General features: G+C 42.6%; 16 protein-coding genes. 14 read left to right on the top strand and 2 right to left on the bottom strand.

Annotation, left to right across the window (positions count from 1 at the left end):
• Window positions 1-8: 8 nt before the first annotated feature.
• On the bottom strand, window positions 9-1,805 hold the full coding sequence (locus IJ23_RS03175; protein WP_033905326.1) for an ABC transporter ATP-binding protein: 1,797 nt from the start codon (window positions 1,803-1,805) through the stop codon (window positions 9-11).
• Window positions 1,806-1,897: 92 nt separating this feature from the next.
• Here IJ23_RS03175 and IJ23_RS03170 point away from each other — a divergent pair, with 92 nt between their 5' ends.
• From IJ23_RS03170 to rmf, 14 genes are all read left to right on the top strand, one after another.
• Window positions 1,898-2,371 (top strand): GAF domain-containing protein, encoded by a 474-nt coding sequence (locus IJ23_RS03170; RefSeq protein WP_033905325.1) that lies wholly within the window; start codon window positions 1,898-1,900, stop codon window positions 2,369-2,371.
• Window positions 2,372-2,468: 97 nt separating this feature from the next.
• Entirely contained in the window at window positions 2,469-3,095 is a 627-nt protein-coding gene (gene proQ / locus IJ23_RS03165; protein WP_033905324.1) for an RNA chaperone ProQ, read from the top strand.
• A 17-nt stretch (window positions 3,096-3,112) separates the two neighbouring features.
• Window positions 3,113-5,119, top strand: a complete 2,007-nt coding sequence (prc, locus tag IJ23_RS03160) for a carboxy terminal-processing peptidase (protein ID WP_033905323.1) — start codon at window positions 3,113-3,115, stop codon at window positions 5,117-5,119.
• A 194-nt stretch (window positions 5,120-5,313) separates the two neighbouring features.
• Entirely contained in the window at window positions 5,314-5,979 is a 666-nt protein-coding gene (locus IJ23_RS03155; RefSeq protein WP_033905322.1) for a hypothetical protein, read from the top strand.
• 226 nt (window positions 5,980-6,205) lie between these two features.
• Window positions 6,206-8,812: an aminopeptidase N gene (gene pepN / locus IJ23_RS03150; protein ID WP_033905321.1), complete on the top strand. Its 2,607-nt coding sequence runs from the start codon at window positions 6,206-6,208 to the stop codon at window positions 8,810-8,812.
• 65 nt (window positions 8,813-8,877) lie between these two features.
• A complete protein-coding gene (locus IJ23_RS23855; protein ID WP_005377440.1) occupies window positions 8,878-9,096 on the top strand; it encodes a DUF2835 domain-containing protein in 219 nt (72 codons plus the stop codon).
• A gap of 201 nt (window positions 9,097-9,297) precedes the next feature.
• On the top strand, window positions 9,298-14,139 hold the full coding sequence (locus IJ23_RS03145; RefSeq protein WP_033905320.1) for an NAD-glutamate dehydrogenase: 4,842 nt from the start codon (window positions 9,298-9,300) through the stop codon (window positions 14,137-14,139).
• A gap of 311 nt (window positions 14,140-14,450) precedes the next feature.
• Window positions 14,451-15,461, top strand: a complete 1,011-nt coding sequence (gene pyrD / locus IJ23_RS03140; protein WP_017634281.1) for a quinone-dependent dihydroorotate dehydrogenase — start codon at window positions 14,451-14,453, stop codon at window positions 15,459-15,461.
• A 168-nt stretch (window positions 15,462-15,629) separates the two neighbouring features.
• Window positions 15,630-16,172 (top strand): cell division protein ZapC, encoded by a 543-nt coding sequence (locus IJ23_RS03135; protein WP_005377444.1) that lies wholly within the window; start codon window positions 15,630-15,632, stop codon window positions 16,170-16,172.
• A 486-nt stretch (window positions 16,173-16,658) separates the two neighbouring features.
• Entirely contained in the window at window positions 16,659-18,779 is a 2,121-nt protein-coding gene (gene rlmKL / locus IJ23_RS03130) for a bifunctional 23S rRNA (guanine(2069)-N(7))-methyltransferase RlmK/23S rRNA (guanine(2445)-N(2))-methyltransferase RlmL (protein WP_033905319.1), read from the top strand.
• Between the two features lie 21 nt (window positions 18,780-18,800).
• Complete coding sequence (locus IJ23_RS03125; RefSeq protein ID WP_017821808.1) at window positions 18,801-19,043, top strand: glutaredoxin family protein; 243 nt, start codon at window positions 18,801-18,803, stop codon at window positions 19,041-19,043.
• Window positions 19,021-20,940 (top strand): ABC transporter ATP-binding protein, encoded by a 1,920-nt coding sequence (locus IJ23_RS03120; RefSeq protein WP_005377449.1) that lies wholly within the window; start codon window positions 19,021-19,023, stop codon window positions 20,938-20,940. Before IJ23_RS03125 ends, IJ23_RS03120 begins: the two co-directional genes overlap by 23 nt.
• 7 nt (window positions 20,941-20,947) lie before the next feature.
• Window positions 20,948-22,681 carry a DUF3466 family protein gene (locus IJ23_RS03115; RefSeq protein WP_033905318.1) on the top strand — a complete coding sequence of 578 codons (1,734 nt, stop codon included), beginning with the start codon at window positions 20,948-20,950 and terminating at the stop codon, window positions 22,679-22,681.
• A 181-nt stretch (window positions 22,682-22,862) separates the two neighbouring features.
• Window positions 22,863-23,036 carry a ribosome modulation factor gene (gene rmf / locus IJ23_RS03110; protein ID WP_005377453.1) on the top strand — a complete coding sequence of 58 codons (174 nt, stop codon included), beginning with the start codon at window positions 22,863-22,865 and terminating at the stop codon, window positions 23,034-23,036.
• A gap of 140 nt (window positions 23,037-23,176) precedes the next feature.
• Here the strand turns inward: rmf and fabA are convergent, their stop codons facing one another.
• Window positions 23,177-23,695 carry a bifunctional 3-hydroxydecanoyl-ACP dehydratase/trans-2-decenoyl-ACP isomerase gene (gene fabA / locus IJ23_RS03105; protein ID WP_005390081.1) on the bottom strand — a complete coding sequence of 173 codons (519 nt, stop codon included), beginning with the start codon at window positions 23,693-23,695 and terminating at the stop codon, window positions 23,177-23,179.
• Between the last annotated feature and the right edge of the window lie 66 nt (window positions 23,696-23,761).

Here is a 23,761-nt window from a genome sequence, read left to right as displayed (position 1 = left end):
TGAACGATTTAAGCGTGGGACTGTATGCCCCCATATAAGGTTTGATATAAGCCTTCTTGCTCAACTAACTCACCATGAGTACCTGTTTGCGTCACTTTCCCATCTTCAAGCACGTAGATCAAATCGGCTTGTTTAACAGCGGATAGTCGGTGCGCAACGATTAATGTTGTTCTACCACGTAAGAACTCGGTCAGTGCTTTGTGTAAAGCCGCTTCAGTAGCGGTATCTAGCGCAGACGTGGCTTCGTCTAAAATAACAAATTGAGGATTACTCAGCACCATTCTAGCAATGGCAAGCCGTTGTCGTTGACCTCCTGACAAACGAATGCCATTACGACCAACTTGAGTATCCAAGCCGTGGTTCAGTTGAGAAATAACATCTTGCAGCTGAGCCACTTCAAGCGCACGCCAAAGTGACATTTCGTCAAAATCCCCACCAAGCGTTAGATTATGCCTCAAGGTGTCGTTAAATAGTATAGGTTGCTGTAATACCACGGCAATTTTGTCGCGAATTACTTCAAAACCAATATCTTCTGTTAATTCATCATTAAAGCGAATGCTACCGGAGTTTTGACGGTAAACCCCAATAAGTAATTGTATCAAGGTTGACTTACCACCGCCGCTTGCACCAACTAACGCCACTTTCTTTCCTGCCGGCATATGTAAAGAAAGATTATCTAGGACTTTGTTTTCATTATTGTAAGAGAAATTAATGTTTTCTACTTTAACATCAACTTCTCTACCTTCTTTGAAAGGATTTACCTTAGAAACCGGTCTCTGCTCTTCTTCTAACTCTAATAAGTCGTTGATGCGTTTTAATGCCGCTTTAGCGCTATACCAAGAAAACTGAATCCCAAGCAACTCTTGAACAGGAGACAGCATGAACCATAGGTAACCAAAAACGGCAAATATTTGGCCAATAGTAAGGTCACTGAACATGACCATTAACATTGCGACAGCTCTGAATAATTCAAAGCCGATCAAAAAGAGAAGAAAAGAAACGCGACCAGCCGCTTCAGATTGCCAAGCATACTTGTCTGCATCAACGCGAACTTGGTTCGCACTGTCTTTGAGTTGCTGGAGAAATTCTCGCTCTTTATTGGCCGCGCGTAGTTGGTAGATTCCATCTAATGTTTCAACTAAACGGTTTTGGAAAATTTCAAAAGAATGATTTTCCTTCCGTTTCAGATGTTTAACCATACTGCCTAGTTTACGTGAGAAGTAAATGACAATAGGGTTAACTAACAGGATAAACAGACCAAGTCGCCAATCGAGCCAAAGTAGAACGATAGCAGTACCAATAACAGTCAGAAAACTGATAACGAATTTTGCTAACGTAGAACCAATAAATTTATCAATGGTCTCAATGTCAGTGATAAGGTGTGCGTTGATTCCGCCGCTACCTTTGGTCTCGTATTGTCGGATGCTGATACGGCCGAGTTTGTCGATCATTTTACTGCGCATCTCAAACGTGATGGTTTTTGAAACAAGCGTAAATTGTCGGCTTTGAAGGATATTTAATCCTTGGCTCGCAGCTCGCATAAGAACAACCAAGAACAGGGTGAAGAAAATATAGCCTGTCGGAGTGTGCCACGCTTCAGGGAGAATGGCATTCATGGCATCTAAGCCTTTTGCAGGTTGGTCCAATAACACCTCATCAACCATCAAAGGCATGAGGAGGGGAATTGGAACACTAATCAAGGTTGCAAGCACCGCTATCAAGTTCGCTATGATCAGCTTGGACTTGTGCTTTTTTACTTGTGTTATCAACCAAGAACGGCTAATAGTGTCATTTTTCAGAAGCATTGTAATTGAGAATAAGTCCTATTATAAAGTAGGGCTGCATTTTAGCGCCATACATTGAGAATGGAAGCTTTTATAGTAAGTAGGAAGTTAATATGAACTTAGAACAATACCAAAGACTAACCAAACAAGCTGTTGCTCTAATTGAGTCTGAACCAGACTTTATTGCGAACCTAGCAAACTTGAGCTCATTGCTTTTCATGGAACTTGACGATCTTAACTGGGCAGGCTTTTACCTAACAAAGGGTGAAGAGCTTATTCTTGGTCCGTTCCAAGGAAAACCAGCTTGTGTTCGTATCCCAATGGGTCGAGGCGTCTGCGGTACTGCTGCACAAATTAATACTATACAAAGAGTATACGACGTTCACGAATTTGAGGGGCATATTGCGTGCGATGCAGCGAGCAATTCAGAAATTGTGATTCCATTTTCTATTAATGGAAAGGTGGCTGGTGTACTTGATATTGATAGTCCAAGTATTGGCCGATTTAATGAAACAGACGAAGAAGGTCTCACTCATTTCATGGTTGAAGTAGAAAAGCTGCTTAATTCACACGCGAACGACGCATAAATTAGCCTTCGAGTGTGGTTTTTCCTTGGCATGTCACTATAATACGAGAATATTTTTTCTTAATGCTCGCGGAAATCCGCTCAAATCAGGACCCCTCATGACTGAAAAGTTAAAAAACAGCAAAGAAGTTATTACATATATTGCTGAATGTTTCCCTAAGTGCTTTACTTTAGAAGGTGAAGCAAAACCTCTGAAAATTGGTATTTTTCAAGATCTTGCGGAACGTCTAAATGAAGACGAAAAAGTAAGCAAAACACAGCTTCGTGCAGCGTTAAGACAGTACACTTCATCATGGCGTTACCTACACGGTGTAAAACCAGGTGCAGTACGTGTAGACCTAGATGGCAACCCTTGTGGTGAGCTAGAAGAAGAGCACGTTGAACACGCGAAAGCGACACTTGCAGAAAGCAAGGCGAAAGTTCAGGCTCGTCGTAAAGAACAAGCACAAAAAGCTCGTGAAGAGGGTAAGGCGAAAGCGAAACCTGCGGCTAAAAAGCCTCAACAGCCTCGTCGTACTAATAAACCAAAAGTACAAAAACCAACTAAGCCTGTAGAAACGCGCGCTCTAAATGCTGATGAAATCACAGTAGGTAACGCAGTTAACGTGAACATGGGCAAAGGAAACATGGCAGCGACCATTGTTGAAATCAATAAGGATGATGTACGTGTTCAACTTGCTAACGGCCTACAAATGGTTGTGAAAGCGGAGCACTTGCGCGCATAAAGGAGATACTCCTACGCATGAATTGCCGTTCAAAAGTGACCCTGATTGCTGCTAGCTTATGGCTAGCAGCATCAGCTCAGGCTCTTGAAGCCAAACTACATAAAGATGACCTGCCGGTTCTTTCTCCTGAAGTTCAGCATGAAACAGCTAGCAAGCGAGTCACCTCGCGATTTACCCGCTCTCATTATAAGCACTTCAGCCTCAATGATGATTTCTCTAAAGCGATCTTTGAACGCTATGTAGAGTTGCTTGATTACAATAGAAATATTTTCACTCAAGCAGACATCGATTCATTTAAAAATTGGTCAGTCGAGCTTGATGATCAGCTTAAATCGGGCAACAACCAAATTGCTTTTGATGTTTACAACCTCTCAATGCAGAAGCGTTTCGATCGTTTTGCTTATGCGTTAACTCTACTCGATGAAGAGATCAAGTTTGATACCGATGACGAGATAGAGTTAGACCGCTCTGAAGCCGCATGGCCAAAAGACGAAGCAGAGCTCAACGAGTTGTGGCGCAAGCGTGTGAAATATGACGCGTTAAATCTGAAACTGACTGGCAAAGAGTGGCCAGAGATTAAAGAAGTTTTAGAGAAGCGTTATAACAACGCGATGAAGCGCATCACACAGACCAACAATGAAGACGCATTTCAGTTGTATATGAATGCCTTCGCGCGACAGGTTGACCCTCATACAAGCTACCTTTCTCCACGTAATGCCGAGCAATTTCAATCGGAAATGAACCTTTCTCTAGAAGGCATCGGCGCCGTTTTGCAAATGACAGACGATTACACAGTAATTCGTTCACTTGTTGTTGGCGGTCCGGCATCAAAGAGTAAGCAACTTGGTGAAGGGGACCGAATCACTGGTGTTGGACAAGACGGTGAAGAGATTGTCGACGTGATCGGTTGGCGTCTGGATGATGTTGTTCAGTTAATCAAAGGCCCTAAAGGCACAAAGGTTAATCTACAGATCTTGCCAGAAGGTAACGATGCGAAGAGTTACATTGTCACAATTGTTCGTGACAAAGTTCGCTTAGAAGATCGTGCGGTTAAGTCAGAAATCATCGAAAAAGACGGTAAGAAGATTGGTATTTTAGAAGTACCAAGTTTCTACGTCGGCTTATCGAAAGACACCGATAAATTACTAGCTGAGTTGAAAACCAAAAACGTTGATGGCGTAATCGTTGATCTACGTAACAATGGTGGTGGTGCGCTAACAGAAGCAACGGCATTGACAGGTTTATTCATTAAAGAAGGCCCTGTAGTTCAAGTCCGTGACAGCTATGGCCGCATCAAAGTGAATGCCGATACCGATGGAAAAGTGAGTTATGATGGCCCATTGACGGTATTGATTAACCGCTACAGTGCTTCAGCATCTGAAATTTTTGCAGCGGCAATGCAAGATTATAATCGTGCAATCATCTTAGGTGAAAACTCTTTCGGTAAAGGTACAGTTCAGCAACATCGTTCACTGAATCATATTTATGATCTGTTCGATAAAGAGCTAGGTTATGTTCAGTACACGATTCAGAAATTTTATCGTATTGACGGTGGAAGTACGCAAAATCGTGGTGTTGCACCAGATATTTCGTACCCAACGCCAATTGAGGCTTCTGAAACTGGTGAAAGTGTTGAAGACAATGCTTTACCTTGGGATCAGATTGATAAAGCACAATATCAAACGTTTCCAAGTAACGACGCCTTAGTTGAAAAACTTACTGCTCTTCATAACAAGCGTATTTCTGATGAGATGGAGTTCCGCTTTATCAATGAAGACATCGAGAAATATCGTAAAGAAAAAGACGATAATACTTTGTCTTTGAACGAGAAAGTTCGTAAAGCTGAATCGGATAAAGCGGAAGCACTTCGATTACAACGCATAAATGAACGTCAAGCTGCTTTGGGTAAAAAAGCATTCAAAACATTGGATGACATACCAAAAGACTACGAGGCTCCTGATGTTTATTTAGATGAGTCTGTCGCGATTATGGTCGATCTACTTAAGCAGGAAAATCAGTCATAATAACTGGCAATTTAGAATAAAAAGAGTGAGTCTTTCAGATTCACTCTTTTTTTATGCCTTTTTGTCTTCCGCTGTCTCGATATCGAGCAAGATATTCGCTTATTTTCCCCCAATAATTTACGTGATCTACATCTAAAATTTCGCGAAAGTGAGGACTACTGGCTAAGCTAAAAGAAAACGATAAGGATGCCTATATGAAGTGGTTCTTTATTTTACTTAGCTTTTGCTGCTTTAGTGTGTTTGGTGGAGAAAACACCAGAGAAGATGAATTAAGTCACTTTGACACGCCGTTTCTCATCGGAGACTGGTATTTGATGAACCCAAACCCCGAAGAGTCGGCTGAAAACTTTCGTGCGATCAAACTCTCATTAGGTTCTGACTACAGCTTTTCTATTGATATTCAAAAGAAAGACTATTCCGTTGACCATTGGGAAGGGCTGTATAACGCAAATGAAGACACCATCGTTCTTGGTTTAAACACCGACGAGCCTCAAATTTATGCCTATCGCAACAACCATAATACGCTTGATCTTAATGGTGTAACATTCACTAAGGGATTATCCAATTCACTTGCAGGTATTTGGTCTAGCTCTCACGTATCTGGCGACGGTCTTGTGGCAAACAACATTAATCAGATGGATTTGATACTTCAACCTGATTTCGTGTTCATGTTTAGGGTTTCGAACGAAGAAGGGGATGAGGCCATCAAACAAGGTGTGTTTTACACAGAAGATGAGTTTTTGGTTCTGTTGTATGAAAATGGCGAGCATGGAACCACGTATAAGCTCAACAAGAATGAGCTAACGATCGAAGATTCCAATGGTGATATGTACGCCGTACTCAATAGAGTTACGCCATGATGCCTTTAACATGCGCCAAATTACGCGTGCGTACGGTAAGTCATTAATGTTGTTTAAATGTTAATCAAAAAACGGAGCTAGAGCACTAAAAGCTCCGTTTTTTGATAGAAAGACTTGTATTCTGATACCACAACCCCTACAAATAGCTTATATAGTGATACCAGAACTGCATTTTTGATCATGCAGTCTGGTATTTTTGTTGTTCGACATACAAGGATTTATGCTCATGTCTCAAGCTCCCCAGGCCAAATATCGTAAAGATTATAAAGAGCCATCTCATGCGATTACTGATATCGATCTTACTTTTGATCTATATGACAATGACACAATCGTTACGGCGGTATCAAAAGTTGCTCAAAAAGGCGATACAACAACGCTAGAACTCGATGGCGAAGGGCTTGAGCTACGCGCTGTAAAAGTAAATGGTGAGGATTGGGCTCATCACGAGGTGAAGGAGTCATCGCTGGTACTGACCGATCTTCCATCCGAGTTTGAACTTGAAATCGTCACCAAAATTGATCCTGAAGCGAATACAGCACTCGAAGGTTTGTACAAATCAGGCGGCGCATTTTGTACTCAGTGTGAGGCTGAGGGCTTTCGCCGTATCACGTACTATCTAGACCGTCCGGATGTTCTAGCAAAATACACAACAAAAGTGATCGCAGATAAAGCTGCTTACCCATATTTGCTGAGCAATGGTAACCGAATTGCAGAAGGCGATGCAGAGAACGGTCGTCACTGGGTTCAATGGCAGGATCCGCATCCAAAACCAGCTTACTTGTTCGCCCTTGTTGCAGGCGACTTTGATGTATTGCGTGACAAATATACAACGATGTCAGGTCGCAGTGTTGATTTAGAAATCTTTGTTGATAAAGGTAACTTAGATCGTGCAGGTCATGCGATGACATCGCTGATCAACTCGATGAAGTGGGATGAGGAACGCTTTGGCCTGGAATACGATCTGGATATTTACATGATCGTTGCTGTTGATTTCTTCAACATGGGTGCAATGGAAAACAAAGGCTTGAACATTTTTAACTCAAAATATGTTCTGGCGAACGATCAAACTGCGACAGATCGTGATTATTTAGGCATCGAAGCTGTGATAGGTCATGAGTACTTCCACAACTGGACTGGCAACCGTGTCACTTGTCGTGATTGGTTCCAACTAAGTCTAAAAGAGGGCTTAACCGTATTCCGTGACCAAGAATTCTCTTCTGACTTAGGCTCTCGTGCTGATAACCGTATTGATAACGTACGTATTATTCGTGGTCCTCAATTTGCGGAAGATGCAAGCCCAATGTCTCACCCGATTCGTCCTGACAAAGTCATTGAGATGAATAACTTCTACACGCTAACGGTGTATGAAAAGGGCAGCGAAGTTATTCGCATGTACCATACACTCCTTGGCGAAGAGGGCTTCCAAAAAGGAATGAAACTTTATTTTGAACGTCACGATGGTACCGCCGCGACGTGTGAAGACTTTGTTTCTGCAATGGAAGATGCCACCGGTGTTGATTTAAAACAGTTCCGTTTGTGGTACAGCCAATCGGGTACACCAACGCTACGCGTAAATAGCGAATACAACGCTGATGCAAAAACTTACGCACTAACGGTAGAGCAATTTACGGAGCCGACGCAAGACCAAGCAGAAAAACAAGCGCTGCATATTCCGTTCGATATCGAGTTGTATGATTCGAAAGGTCGAGTTATCCCACTGGTGATTAACGGTGAATCTGTTCATAACGTGCTGGATATTAAACAAGATAAGCAAACGTTCGTATTTGAAAATGTCGAAGAACAGCCAGTGCCATCTTTGTTGCGTGAATTCTCGGCACCAGTCAAATTAGAATACGATTACAGCGATGACGAGTTAGTCTTCTTGATGAAGCACGCAACGAACGATTTTGCTCGATGGGACGCTAGCCAAATGCTATTGGCTAAATACATTCGTCAGAATGTGAAAAACGTTCAAGCGGGACAAGAAGTATCGCTTTCTGAAGGTGTGATAGATGCTTTCCGCGGTGTGCTGTTGGATGAAACGCTTGAGCCAGCTTTCATTGCTCAAGTTTTCTCTATGCCTTCAATCAATGAGATTACTGGTTGGTACCAGCAAATTGATATCGATGCCGTAGACAAAGTGCTAAACAGCATTACAGTGTCACTTTCTAAAGAGTTAGAAGATGAGCTAAGTGCAACTTATCACACGCTTAAGCAAACAGAGTATACGATCGACCATGCTGCTATTGGTAAGCGTGCTTTACGTAACCGTTGCCTTCAGTACCTAGCACATACGGAAAAAGGTAATGATTTAGTCAACGCGCAGTACGCATCTGCAAATAACATGACAGATACGATTGCTGCGATGAGTGCTGCAAATAACGCTCAGCTCGAGTGTCGTGAAGCACTTATGGCTGATTATAGCGATAAATGGAAGCACGATGGTTTGGTTATGGATAAGTGGTTTGCACTTCAAGGTAGCAATCCTGCAGAGGATGCTCTTGAAAAAGTAAAAGCAACCATGAACCACGAAGCATTTAGTTTGAAAAATCCGAACCGTACGCGCAGCTTAATTGGCTCGTTCTTAAGTGCGAACCCTGTACGTTTCCATGATAAATCCGGTGTAGGTTACCAGTTTGCCGGTGAAATTCTTCGCCAACTAAATGATTCGAACCCACAAGTAGCTTCTCGAATGATTGATCCTTTGCTTAAGTTCCGTAAATACGATGAAGCTCGCCAAGCAATGATTCGTGCAGAACTTGAAAAGCTCAAAGCAATGGATAATCTTGCTAAAGATCTATTCGAAAAAGTGACTAAAGCACTAGACGAATAGTAAACAACACAATAGGGTGGTCATTAAGACCACCTTATTTGTTTATGTCACTTAGTTTTCACTTCATGAACTATTACTACTTCAATCTCAACATTTCATATCAAACGTTTTTATCTCATTATTCTGGTGCGGCAAGTGTTGTTCAAGTTGTCACACACAACGGTTTGCGTTTGCAGTTACCCGCCGCGAGATTTAGACCATTTCTTAGTCAATTGGGCGTTAGAGGCCAGTTTAGACTAACAACTGACCAAAATAATAAGTTTCTTAAGTTAGAAACTCTGTGATGTATTGTATTTGCAGAGAGTTAAATAGGAATCTTAGTCACAGAATCGGACATTTCACCTCTTACCACTACGATTAGTTGTTAAACATTTGTAATTATGCTTTTACAATGGGCACATGCATTACCTATGCTTAGTTTCTAAGGTAACAACCTAGCTACTAAGTCCCCCTACAAAACAACAATTCTAATGTGGAGTGTGAATATGACCGCGCGTGAAAATGTAGTGCCGGTTCTGCTTGAAAAGGTTTACCAACTGATTCAAGACAAACTCGAGCTTTCTCACCAAACGCTTGTAACTAAACTTGCTCAACACTTATTCAGTAACATTGCTGATGATGATCTAATTCAGCGAAACGAATCCGACCTTTATGGTGCTGTCGTTAGCCTTTGGCACCATATCAATGAAAAAAAACCAGAAGAGATTTCGGTTCGAGTATTTAACCCGACCGTAAGTCGTCAAGGCTGGCAATCCACACACACAATCGTAGAAATTGTTGTTCCAGATAGTCCATTCTTAGTGGACTCAGTCAAAATGGCTTTAGCACGTTTGGATCTTGTTTGTCACCTAATGTTGAATAACCCAACACAGATTCAACGTGATAAAAAAGGCCAAGTTACAGACGTAAACGGTGAGGGTGGTGTTCTTCAATCACTTTTCCACATAGAGGTAGACCGCCTTACTAGTAAAGACGAGATGCAAGCGCTTAAAGAAGAGCTGTTAAGAATTCTATCTGATACTCGCTTAGTCGTTGATGACTGGAAGCAGATGGTTGATAAGCTTAAGTTTGTTACTGATGAACTTGAGAAAAATAAAGATCGTGTTTCTATCCAAACTGATCGTATGGATGAAACGATCGCATTTCTTCGTTGGCTAGAAGATCATAACTTTACCTTTATGGGTTATAAAGATTATGACTTAAAAGAGGTCAATGGTGATACCGAACTTGTTCCTGCTAAAGAAAAAGGACTAGGTCTGTTTGCTGATGACAAGCGCGTGCGTAGCGTCAAGCTCTCTGAATTATCAGATTCAGCGCGATTAGAAGCGAAAAAACCATACGCTCTGATCATCACCAAAGGTAACAAAGCATCTCGTATCCACCGTCCAGCTTATACTGATTACATCGGTATTAAGAAGTTTGATGAAAACGGTAAAGTAATAGGTGAGCATCGCTTTACTGGTTTATATACCTCCGCCGTTTACAACCAAGCGGTACAAAGTATTCCTTTGATCCGTGAAAAAGTTGACCGTATCCTTGAAGCAAGTGGATACCGTCACGGATCATACTCATACAAAGCATTGCACAATATCTTAGAAAACTACCCACGCGACGAGTTGCTTCAAGCTAATGAAGAAGAGCTGCTTGAGGTGGGAATGGGTGTTGTACAAATGCAAGATCGTGACTTGCTGCGTTTGTTTGTTCGTAAAGACCCATTTGGTCGTTTCTTCAGTTGCATGGTTTATGTCACTAAAGATCGTTACAACACAGAATTGCGTCGTCAAACTCAACGCATTCTTAAGCAGTACTTTGGTTGCGAGCAAGAGGTTGAATTTACAACGTACTTCTCAGAAAGCCCACTAGCGAGAACACATTACATTGTTCGTGTAGACAATAACAACATTGACGTAGACGTGAAAAAGATCGAGCAAAATCTAATGGAAGTTTCTACCTCTTGGGATGACAGACTAAAAGAATCCATCATTGCTAACTTTGGTGAAAGTAAAGGCCTTCCTCTTTCAAAAGAATATATGAGTGCGTTCCCTCGCTCATACAAAGAGGACATGATGCCAGGTTCTGCGGTTGCAGATATCGAGCGCTTAGAAGCGTTAAGTGATGATAATAAACTTGGTATGTTGTTCTACCGACCTCAAGAAGAGGGAGCAGATTCCAAAGCTGTCCGCTTAAAGTTATATCATCGCGATGAACCAATTCACCTTTCTGACGTAATGCCGATGTTGGAAAACCTTGGTTTGCGTGTGATTGGCGAATCGCCATATGAGATCGAGAAAAACAACGGTCAGACTTTCTGGATCCTTGACTTCTCTATGCTGCATAAGAGCGAGAAAACCGTTGACCTTCGTGAAGCTCGTGATCGTTTCCAACAAGCATTTGCTGCCATTTGGGCGGGTAATCTTGAAAGTGATGGTTTCAACCGATTGTTATTAGGTGCGTCTTTATCTGGCCGTGAGATTTCCATTCTTCGCGCTTACGCACGATACATGCGCCAAGTCGGCTTCCCATTCAGTCAGCAGTACATCGAAGACACGCTAAGCCACTACCCAGACTTAGCGACAGGTCTAGTCAAGCTGTTCACCAAGCGATTTGATCCGAAACACAAAGGCAGCGAGAAAGGCCAAAACGATCTAATTAAAAAGCTAACAGAGCAGTTGGATCGTGTAGAGAGCTTGGATGATGATCGTATTATTCGTCGTTATATTGAAATGATCATGGCGACGCTTCGTACCAACTACTACCAAGTAGACGAGAATAAGCAGCCTAAGCCTTGGTTATCTTTGAAAATGAAGCCAAGCGATATTCCTGAGATTCCGCAGCCTGTACCTGCATTCGAGATCTTTGTTTACGCACCAGATATTGAAGGTGTTCACCTTCGTGGTGGAAAAGTGGCTCGTGGTGGTTTGCGTTGGTCAGATCGTCAAGAAGACTTCCGTACGGAGATTCTTGGCTTAGTAAAAGCGCAACAGGTTAAGAACACTGTAATTGTACCAGTTGGTGCAAAAGGCGGCTTCGTTTGTAAACGCCAGCCATCTCTCACCACTCGTGATGAAATTTTTGCGGAAGGTCAGCGTTGTTACAAACGCTTTATCCGTGCACTGCTAGATGTGTCAGATAACATCATTGAAGGAGAGGTGGTACCACCACAAAACGTTGTTCGTCACGATGAAGATGACCCATATCTAGTAGTGGCTGCCGATAAAGGCACAGCAACCTTCTCAGATTTGGCAAACTCTGTTTCTGCAGAATACAACTTCTGGCTAGGTGACGCATTCGCTTCAGGTGGTTCAAACGGTTACGATCACAAAGCAATGGGAATCACCGCAAAAGGTGGTTGGGAATCTGTTAAACGTCACTTCCGTGAAATGGGCATCAACTGTCAGACCACTGATTTTACTGCAATCGGTGTAGGTGATATGGCAGGTGACGTGTTCGGTAACGGTATGCTGTTATCGAAGCATATTCGATTGCAAGCTGCGTTTAACCACATGCACATCTTTATTGATCCAAATCCAGATTCAGCCAGCAGCTGGGAAGAGCGTAACCGCTTGTTTAATTTGCCAAGATCAAGCTGGGAAGATTACAACAAAGACTTGATCTCTCAAGGTGGTGGCATCTTCTCTCGTCGATCAAAATCGATCCAGTTGACGCCAGAAATTCAGAAAATGTTAGGTACGAAGAAAGCATCTTTAGCGCCTAACGATCTGATAAAGATGATCTTGAAAATGAAAGTCGATCTTCTTTGGAACGGTGGTATCGGCACTTACGTTAAATCATCAACAGAAACTCATACAGATGTTGGTGACCGTGCTAACGACATGCTGCGCATTGACGGCCGTGACTTAAGAGCCAAAGTGGTTGGCGAAGGTGGTAACTTGGGTATGACTCAGCTTGGTCGTATCGAATACGCACTAACTGGCGGTCGAGTGAACACGGACTTCGTTGATAACGTAGGTGGCGTTGACTGTTCGGATAATGAAGTCAACATCAAGATCTTCCTCAATGGACTGGTTTCAAATGGTGATCTTACGGTTAAGCAACGTAACCAAATTCTAGAGTCTATGGAAGACGAAGTGGGTGAAATTGTCTTGGATGATGCTTACCGTCAGTCGGAGTCGATCTCTGTTACTGAACAGCAAGGTGTTGGCATTGTTAAGGAGCAAATTCGATTCATCCACACTATGGAGAAAGCAGGGTACTTGGACCGTGCTCTCGAATACATTCCTGATGATGAAACGCTAATCGAGCGTGAAAAACAGGGACTAGGTCTGACTCGCCCTGAGCTATCAGTGTTAGTTGCCTACGGTAAAATGGTACTTAAACAGCAACTTGTTACGGATGAAATCGCAAATGATGAATTCCATGCAAAACAACTTGTTGAATATTTCCCAAGTGCGTTACGACGTAACTATAAAGATCAAATGGTTAATCACCCACTGCGAGCTGAAATTATCGCTACAGCATTGGCTAACCAGATGGTTAATGAAATGGGCTGTAACTTCGTTACTCGTTTGCAAGAAGAAACTGGTGCAAGTGTTGTCGATATTGCCAACGCTTACAGTGCGGCTAGAGAAATCTTTGATTTAGAAGCAATCCTCATGCAAACTCGCAAACTTGATAACGTTGCGACAGCGCAAGCTCAATACGAAATTATGTTTTACGTGCGCCGAGCACTGCGTCGAATTGCACGCTGGTTGCTTCGTAACCGTAGCGGCAAATGCACGGTCGGTGAGTTGATTGCTATCTACAAGCAAGATGTCAATGTTATCACTGAAACCCTAGACACTATGTTAGTTGAGTCTGAAGTTGAAGAACACAATGAGTTGGCTCAAGGTTGGATAGAGAAAGGGGTTGAAGAGAAACTCGCTCACCAAGTTGCCCGCTTATCAAGCTTACAATCTGCACTGGATATTTCATCAGTAGCAAGTGAAACAGGTAAAACGGTTGAGCAAGCATCGAAACTCTACTTTAACTTGGGTGACCGTTTATCGTTGCATTGGTTCTTGAAGCAAATTAATAGCCAAGCCGTTGATAACAACTGGCAAGCACTTGCAAGAGCGGCATTCCGTGAAGATCTGGACTGGCAACAACGTCAACTTACCGCTCAGGTACTGACTTGTGGCTGCTCAACCGAAGAGCTTGACGTGATGGCTGCGTTAGAAGATTGGATTGAAACTAACGAGCAATCGTTGCACCGCTGGGAGAGTATCTTAAACGAGTTCAAAGTTGGCTCAGTACACGAATTTGCTAAGTTCTCTGTAGCACTTCGAGAGCTAGTACTTTTAAACCTCAACTGCTCATCGAAAGAGTAGTGGAATAATCAAGTCATAAGTAAAAGCCTCGTTATTTAACGGGGCTTTTTATTATCTATTATTCACATTTGGAACGAAAATAGTTACATTGTCACATTGAGTTGAAATTAAAACAGAGTGAAATCGATTGCTTTTAAGCGGTTAGTTACGATTTTTATCGCAGAAACTTGATTGTAATTGTTTGTTTTATATTTGAAAATCTTATAAAGATATAGGTTTTTACTTATTACGTTCATTTTCATTGAATTACGATGAAAAACGGTAAATAATATTGTCCCGTTTATACGGGGCTTTTTTCTTTCGGAGGCACAATGCTTTACCGTCTAGCCAGAACTGGCTTTTTCCAACTCGATGCCGAGAAGGCACATGATCTTGCAATCAAGAACTTCCAACGCTTTAACGGCACACCACTTGATCTCTTTTACCGCCAACAGTTACCAACTCGTCCAGTTGAGTGTATGGGTCTAACATTCCGTAACCCTGTTGGTCTTGCGGCTGGTTTAGATAAAAACGGCGAATGTATTGAAGCATTTGATGCCATGGGCTTTGGCTTTGTCGAAGTCGGCACTGTAACGCCACGACCACAACCAGGTAATGATAAACCACGCTTATTCCGTTTAGTGGAAGCAGAGGGGATCATCAACCGCATGGGCTTTAATAACCTAGGCGTTGATAATTTGATCGAGAATGTTAAACGAGCAAAATTCAATTGTGTTCTCGGAATTAATATCGGTAAAAATAAAGATACGCCAATTGAAAAAGGGGCAGAGGACTACCTGATTTGTATGGAAAAAGTGTATGAGTATGCTGGCTATATTGCAGTAAACATCTCATCGCCAAACACTCCAGGTCTTCGTTCACTTCAATATGGTGAAGCGCTTGATGAACTGCTTTCCGAATTAAAAGCGAAACAAGCGGAGTTATCAGAGAAATACAACAAGTATGTCCCGTTAGCATTAAAGATTGCGCCAGATTTAAGTGACGATGAAATCTGCCAAATCTGCGATTCTTTATTGAAAAACAATATAGATGGTGTGATCGCGACTAACACAACTTTGGATCGCACGATCGTAGAAGGGATGAAACACGCCAATGAGGCAGGTGGCTTGAGTGGTCGCCCTGTGCAATCACGCTCTACGGAGGTCGTACGTAAGCTTCATGAAGAGCTTGGAGACAAACTTCCAATTATCGGTGTTGGTGGTGTAGATTCCTATGTTGCAGCCAAAGAAAAGATCATGGCAGGCGCTAAACTTGTTCAAGTCTACACTGGCTTTATTTACCACGGCCCAGGTCTCGTACGTGATATTGTTAAGAATCTTTAACATATACATCAAAAACTACTGAAAAATCAGTACCTGTTACATAAAAAAGAGGACTTTGTTTCCTCTTTTTTTTTATCCGTTCGTTTGTAGAATTTAAAAATCACGAGTAGGTAATTAAGCGTCTTACCTCTTTACCACTGATTTAACTAGTCAAGAGAGAACGGAATAATGCTTAAACCCAGCGACAAATGGAATTGGTATTTTGACGAGCAAAAAGCTTGCTTAATGCTGGATCTGGGGGAGGAAATGATTTTCCAAACCAATCTATCCCGAAAATTGTTGGTTAACTGTGCCTTCTCAAACAGTGAATTTACCGTTGATGACGCCAGCGCATTTCAAACGTTTAATGAGCGCATTCGCTGTCTCGATATCAGTGAATATCGCCAAGCTGAATTAACACTGTATTGTGTTGCTGCAAAGCGTTTTCATAAACCTGTACAGCCTAAGAGCTGGTTCTTTGATGCACAGTCCTCTGATTATGAACCTCAAGAAGGGGACATGGTCTTTCTCACAAATCAATATTCTGATGGTATGTTCATCGTTCTAGAACCAGGCGAAACATCGAGCTTATGTGCTTATGTTAACCAAGAAGCCTTTGTTCTTGATGGCAATAAGGCGCTTCAATTTGGGCAGCCGATTAAAGTAATGCATGATCGCATGGCTTGTGCAAACCACCTCTTTGCAATGACCCCTATGGCAATGGTGGGTTAAAGCTGTTTCATTTTTCTTTATTTCGTTCCTTTGTTTGCCTTAATCGACCTTATTGGGTCGATTTTTTTTGTCCTTTCCTCTGACACTCCAATCCGAAAGACCATGAAACTGTTTGTTTTCTATGCATGCAAACATGAAGCTGGTCACTTTTATTTTACTTATTTCAATTTGATTACTCCTTTAATTAGGCAACCTAGCGCCTAAAACAACCCTATTTATTCCCCTATAAAGGGTATTTGTAAGTAATTTACATCAACCAATCCTGACTGGTATATACCAAAACGCATGTAAATAAGTATTCACTTCTTCTAAAGGAAACAAAATACGTTCATGAATGAAAAACATTCAAACTAAAGATGTTGAAAGTTTTAGATCATTTGAGTGGTGATGATTTGAACTAACGGGTGGGAAAATACCTTTAAAAACGAGGCATTGATCGTAAAGTCAGGTATAATTGAAGCCATTTTTTATCAGCGAAAGAACACTATGAATCAATATCTCGCGGTAACTTCAAATGGCATGGAAAATTTGCTTGTTGAAGAACTGACTAAACTAGGCATTGAAAATGCGAAACCAGTACAGGCAGGCGTAAAATTTAAAGCGACAAACGAACAGGTTTATCGCTGTTGTTTGTGGAGCCGTTTAGCGTCTCGATTTGTACGTGTTTTATCTGAGTTCACGTGTAACAACGACATGGACTTGTATCTATCCACTTCCACTATTAACTGGGTTAACCAATTTCATAGCTCTAAACGCTTTGTTGTGGACTTTAACGGCACAAACCGTGAGATTAGAAATAGCCAATACGGGGCTATGAAGGTCAAAGATGGCATCGTAGATTGCTTTGAGAATAAAGGCTTGCCACGTCCTAATATCAGCAAAGAACGCCCAGATATTCGTATTCACGTTCGTTTGCATAAAGATAAAGCGTTGCTTGGGATAGACATGGTAGGTAGTGGTCTTCATCAGCGTGGTTATCGACCAGAATCGGGTCGTGCGCCATTACGTGAAACGCTTGCTTCTGCGATTATCATGCGTTGTGGCTGGGATGGGCATCAACCATTACTCGATCCAATGTGTGGTTCTGGTACTTTGCTTATTGAAGCGGCAATGATGGCAGCCAACATGGCACCTGGCGTTAAGCGCAAACAATGGGGCTTCGAAGTTTTGGAAGACTTTGAACCGGAGACCTGGGCTGAGATTAAATCAGAGGCTAATGTTCAAGCTAGACGGGGTGTCAAGAAAGTTGACGCTAAGTTTTTTGGATTCGATAACGACCCCAAAGTATTAAAAGTCGCTCAAGAAAACGCCCGCAGAGCAGGTGTTGAAGAGTTGATTGAGTTTGCGCAAGGTGATGCTGCAACTATTACTCGTCCCGCAGGATTTGAACACGGTGTTATCGTTTCAAACCCACCTTACGGTGAGCGTCTAGGAACTGAGCCGGGGCTGATTGCGCTCTATACCGCATTCGGTGGACAGCTAAAATCTGAGTTTGGCGGATGTAAAGCATCTATCTTCTCTAGCTCAGACGAGCTCTTGAGTTGCCTTCGTATGCGCGCTGATAAACAGTTTAAATTGAACAATGGTGCGTTACCGTGTCACCAAAAGAACTACAGCATTGCCGAGCGCAGCGCTGATGAAGTTAAAGGTGCAGATACTAACGTTCAAATCGCACCAGACTTCTCAAACCGTTTGAAGAAAAACATTGGCAAGATTGGCAAGTGGGCGCGCAAAGAGAAACTAGACTGCTACCGTATCTACGATGCAGACCTTCCAGAATATAACGTAGCGATCGACGTGTACGGCGATCAAATTGTGATTCAAGAGTACGCAGCACCTAAGAACATCCCTGAAGAAAAAGCCAAGCGTCGTCTAACGGACATTATCCGTGCGACGATTCAGGTGACCGGTGTCGAAGCGAACAAAGTTGTACTGAAAGTTCGTGAGAAGCAGAAAGGTCGAAGCCAGTACCAAAAATTAGGTCAGGTATCAGAGACGCTCGAAGTAAACGAGTACGGTGTGAAGCTGATCGTGAACCTTCATGACTACCTAGACACAGGCCTGTTCTTGGATCATAAGATCACTCGTCGTCGTCTTGGCGAAATGGCACTGGGTAAAGATTTCCTTAACTTGTTTGCTTACACTGGTAGTGCAACAGTGCACGCTGCAGTTGGTGGTGCGCGTTCCACTACAACTGTCGATATGTCAAACACCTACTTGAACTGGGCGAAAGACAATATGCAGCTTAATGGCTGTGTAGGGCGCCAACATAAATATGAACAAGCGGACTGTTTGCAATGGCTAGAAAACGCAAAAGGTGAGTACGACTTGATCTTTATTGACCCACCTACGTTCTCTAACTCTAAGCGTATGGAAACATCATTCGATGTACAACGTGACCACATTAAGCTAATGAAGAACCTCAAACGCTTACTGAGAAGTGAAGGCACAATCGTATTTTCAAATAACAAACGTCACTTCAAGATGGATGAAGAATCACTCGCTGAATTGGGTTTGAAGGTTCAGAATATTTCTTCTCAAACGTTACCATTAGATTTTGCGCGTAATAAACAGATTCATAACTGTTGGCTAGTAACGCACGCGTAGTATAAACAAAAGGATTAATACGTGCTGATATTGTATAGCACGGAGGGATGCCATCTTTGTGAGATGGCATTTGCTCTAGTAGACCAAGTCGGTTTGGCCGAGCAAACAGATATCATTGATATTGCGTTTGATGATGTACTATTTTCTCGTTACGGCGTCACAATACCCGTATTAAAATATCAAGATTCTGAGTTGAACTGGCCGTTTGACTTAGAACAACTCACACATTGGTTGGATAATAATGGCATTACTTACCATTCATAACGCACAACTTGCATTTGGTGACCACCCATTGCTAGACAAAGCGGAGTTCGCTCTTCAAGAAAACGAACGCGTTTGTTTAGTTGGTCGTAACGGAGCAGGTAAGTCCACGTTAATGAAAGTGCTTGCCGGCGACATTTTGTTGGATGATGGCAAGATTCAAATAACTCAAGACGTAGTAGTTTCTCGGCTTGAACAAGATCCACCGCGCAATCAAGAGGGTACGGTTTACGAATACGTATCTGGCGGTTTGGCTGAAATCGGCGAACAATTGAAGATTTATCACGATCTTCTCGATCTTGTTGCTCAAGACCCAAGTGAGAAGAACATTAACCGTTTGGCGAAAGTTCAAGAGCAGCTTGATCATTCTAATGCTTGGCGCTTTGATGACCGTGTTAAGAACGTACTTGGCGCTTTAAAACTAAGCCCTGAAACCAAACTGACCGATCTATCCGGTGGCTGGCAACGTAAAGCTGCTTTAGCTCGTGCGCTGGTTTGTGATCCTGATGTATTGCTTCTTGATGAACCAACAAACCATCTCGATGTGACAACGATCGAATGGTTAGAGAACTTCTTAAAAGACTTCAAAGGCTCGATCATCTTTATTTCTCACGACCGTGCATTCATCAAGTCGATGGCGACACGCATCGTCGACTTAGATCGCGGTCAATTAGCTTCTTTCCCTGGTAATTACGAACAGTATTTGAATGACAAAGAAGAAATGCTTCGCGTCGAAGAAATGCAGAATGCTGAGTTCGATAAGAAACTAGCTCAGGAAGAAGTGTGGATTCGTCAAGGCATTAAAGCACGTCGTACTCGTAATGAAGGCCGTGTTCGAGCCCTTAAAAAACTTCGTGAAGAGCGTCGTGACCGTCGTGAAGTTCAAGGTAAAGTTAACCTAAACATCGATGATGCTTCTCGTTCTGGTAAGATTGTATTTGAAGCAGAAAATGTATCTTTTGCTTACGAAGGCAAGACAATTGTCGACGACTTTAGCTTTAACATCATGCGTGGTGACCGTATTGCACTTATCGGACCAAATGGCTGCGGTAAGAGTACGGTACTTAAATTGCTATTGGGGCAATTGGAAGCGCAGTCTGGTCGTTTACACTGCGGAACAAAATTAGAAGTCGCGTACTTTGATCAGTACCGAGAGATTTTGGATCCAGAAAAGACAGTGATCGATAACTTAGCGGATGGGAAACAAGAAGTAATGGTTGGGGGACGTCAGCGTCATGCGCTGAGTTATCTTCAAGACTTCTTATTTGCACCTAAGCGCGCCAGAACCCCGGTTAAGGCACTTTCTGGTGGTGAGAAAAACCGATTATTGCTAGCCCGTATCTTGTTGAAACCAAACAACTTACTTATTCTTGATGAACCAACTAACGATTTGGATATCGAAACGTTGGAACTTTTAGAAGAAATGCTTGCCAATTATCAGGGTACATTATTGTTAGTGAGTCACGACCGTGAGTTCGTAGACAACACAGTAACAACAAGCTGGATTTTTGAGGGTAACGGTATAATCGAAGAGTTCGTTGGTGGTTATCATGATGCTAAACAACAGCGTGACCAAGTTCTTGCTTCGCGCAGTCAGGTTGAAAAACCAACGAAGAAAGAGAAAGTGGTTGAGGAAACTCCCAAAACTACGCAACCTAAGAACAATTCGAAGAAGTTATCGTATAAGCTGCAAAGAGAATTAGAGGCTCTACCAGCTAAACTTGAACAATTAGAGTCGGATATCGAGAGCCTTCAGGAGCAAGTGAACGATCCAGAGTTCTTTGCTAAACCTGTAGAGCAAACTCAGCCGGTATTGGAACAGCTTGCTGCACTAGAGCAGGAGTTGGAAATCGCATTCGAGAGATGGGAAGAACTCGAAGCAATGCAACAGGATAGTTAAGAATTCAATGAATTGTAGTAATAAATTCAAATTGACCGCCATTGCAATGATGGTTGGTACCACAATGAACGCACAGGCGGCATTGTATCAAGTTGTTGAGGTTTCACCTCAGGATCATGGTTCAAACGGTGACTACCAAACGGCTTACGGGGTTGCAATTCAACAGGGCGATGCAGGTACAGATCCTTCAACAGGTTCACCTTTCGCTTTAGGCTGCTTTGATGCAGCAGCAAACTGCACGCCAGAGCAGTTTAAACTTGCAATGGAAACTCGCACTACACCGATTTCAGCGACACAAGCCGTGGATGGGAACAGCTATCGTGAAGAAATCCCATTCGGATTAGACGCTGGCTTTTATTACATCCAAGAACTCAAAGACTTTGAGCGTTACTGTTACAACCAGCTTCGCTATTCCACCTGTGACTCTTGGGCCTCAGTAAACTGGACGCCGTGGAATAAAGAACGTAGTAAAGACTTTACTTCTAATGCGTTAGCGTTCATAGAAGAAGATTCTGCTGCTTATAAAAATGAATATAACAATGTTATCAACCAGCTTACCGAGGATGGTGCAGCTGTCGGTAATCAGAGTAAAGTTAGCACAGAAAATGCTTCTACATTAGAAACACGAAATACCGTAGTTGCACCAGTAGAGCCAAATATTCTTACTGGCGATAGTGACGCAAGTGTTGTGCAAAGCCATGCTTGGAGCACAGACGGCATTTTTACTGTTGGCAGTGTTTCTCGAACAGCAAGCAATACCAATGGATCTCACCATACATCAAAAGCAGCGATTTGGGATCAAAGCGGAACCGTCAGTGAATTGGCTTGGCCAAGTGGCACATCTAAAGATGGAGAAAGGTTAGCTCAAGGGAGCATGCGTGACCTTGTCACTGATGGAACTACGGTCTATGGCGTAGGTTACAACACTTACAGTGATGATAACTACCTGAATGCGACTGTTTTTGTCGGAACTCTAGAAGCCGAAGGTAGCGTTGAAAACGCAACTTGGAAAAATAAAGTTGTTGTAGGAGCTAGACAGCGCGAAGGTGATGATACGGTTCATACAAACTCACGATTAACCGACGTTAACTCTAATTTTGTTGCTATTGGTGAAGCGAAACGTTCGGGCGGATACTTAATGCCAACGGGCTCTGCTCCGAATCGTCTCTTTATCGTAGATGATGTTCGTAAGGATTCTATTAGCGCTTTTTACCCAACTACTGGCATTTTCTTTAGCGGTGCGGGCGGTAAGATGGGCGGTATCAACTCTTACAATGAAATCGTCGGGCAACTTGATGCGGAAACGACTCGTGAAGACGATGGCAAGCCACGTCGTAAGCGCGGTTTTATCTATCCATATAGCCTAGGTGGCGAGACTAGTGAACGTGCTGCAACATTGTTTAATGGAAAAGCTTGGTTCCTAGACAGTTTGACTAATGGCGGTGATTACTCTGAACAAAACAATCAGTTCCGTATTATCGACGCAACTGATATTAATGATGCAGGTGTGATCTCTGGTACTGCTATGAAATGTGCAGGTGGTTATAGCACAACAGCAAACAATGCGACATGTAGCTCTGAAGAGCAAATTGTAGCAGTCAAACTAGTACCTATTGCTGACGCAACTAAGGACGACATCGTATCTCGAAGCATTGACTCAACGACGACAGAGCGTCAAGGTGCAGGCCTTGGTTGGTTAGCTTTGACCATGCTTGGATTGTTTGGGTTCCGTAGAAAATAGTTAAAAATCGTCAGTAATTTTTAAATCAAGCAGAGGCTCACACATTTGAGTCTCTGCTTTTTTTATGCCTTGAGAAATTGCCTACTTTGATCGATTCTTATAAGTGGAGTCATAAAAACTCCATCAAAGTTTCACAATAACAGCTGTACGTTAGTAAATGGACCTGTATGAGGAATTAACTATGAAGAGACAAAAGCGTGATCGCCTAGAACGAGCTCAATCTCAAGGCTACAAAGCTGGGTTGAATGGAAGGTCTCAAGAGGCTTGCCCATATCAACAAGTTGATGCTCGGTCGTATTGGTTAGGTGGTTGGCGTGATGCCAGAGATGAAAGACAATCTGGTCTCTACAAATAAACTCTCCACATACAAAAAGAAGGATTCGAAAGGGCTCTACGGAGCCTTTTCTACATTATAGGGACATAGGGAAGTAGGTTAACACTGGATAACAAAAAGGCTCCTAAATAGGAGCCTTAATAAATCGATTAAAATCGAGATTAGAAGCTTGAAGTATCTTGGAACAAGCCAACTTTCAAATCTTTTGCTACGTAGATTTCTTTGCCGTCCACACATACACGACCGTCAGCCAAACCCATCACAAGCTTACGGTTTACAACGCGTTTCATGTGGATTTCGTACGTCACTTTTTTCGCTGTTGGCAGGATCTGACCTGTAAACTTCACTTCGCCAACACCCAGAGCACGACCTTTTCCTTTGCCACCAACCCAGCCAAGGAAGAAACCAACAAGTTGCCACATCGCATCAAGGCCAAGACAACCCGGCATTACAGGGTCGCCAGGGAAGTGGCAGTCAAAGAACCACAAATCTGGAGTAATATCCAATTCCGCCAAGATCAAACCTTTACCAAAATCGCCTTCAGTCTCAGACATTTTAGTAACACGATCCATCATTAGCATGTTTGGCGCAGGAAGCTGAGGGTAACCAGGCCCAAACAGTTCGCCTTGGCTAGAAGCAAGTAGATCGTCACGGTTATAAGAATCACGTTTGTTTTGCATTATCAATTACTCCAATTTTTGATAGCTGCATCTTAGTGAACACGTGTACGCTAAACAACTCCGATC

Origin of the sequence: Vibrio sp. OY15 (assembly GCF_000742455.1) — a bacterium.
Taxonomy (GTDB): domain Bacteria; phylum Pseudomonadota; class Gammaproteobacteria; order Enterobacterales; family Vibrionaceae; genus Vibrio; species Vibrio alginolyticus.
The sequence above is the reverse complement of the archived record's forward strand: the minus strand, read 5'-3'. Positions and strand labels throughout refer to the sequence as shown.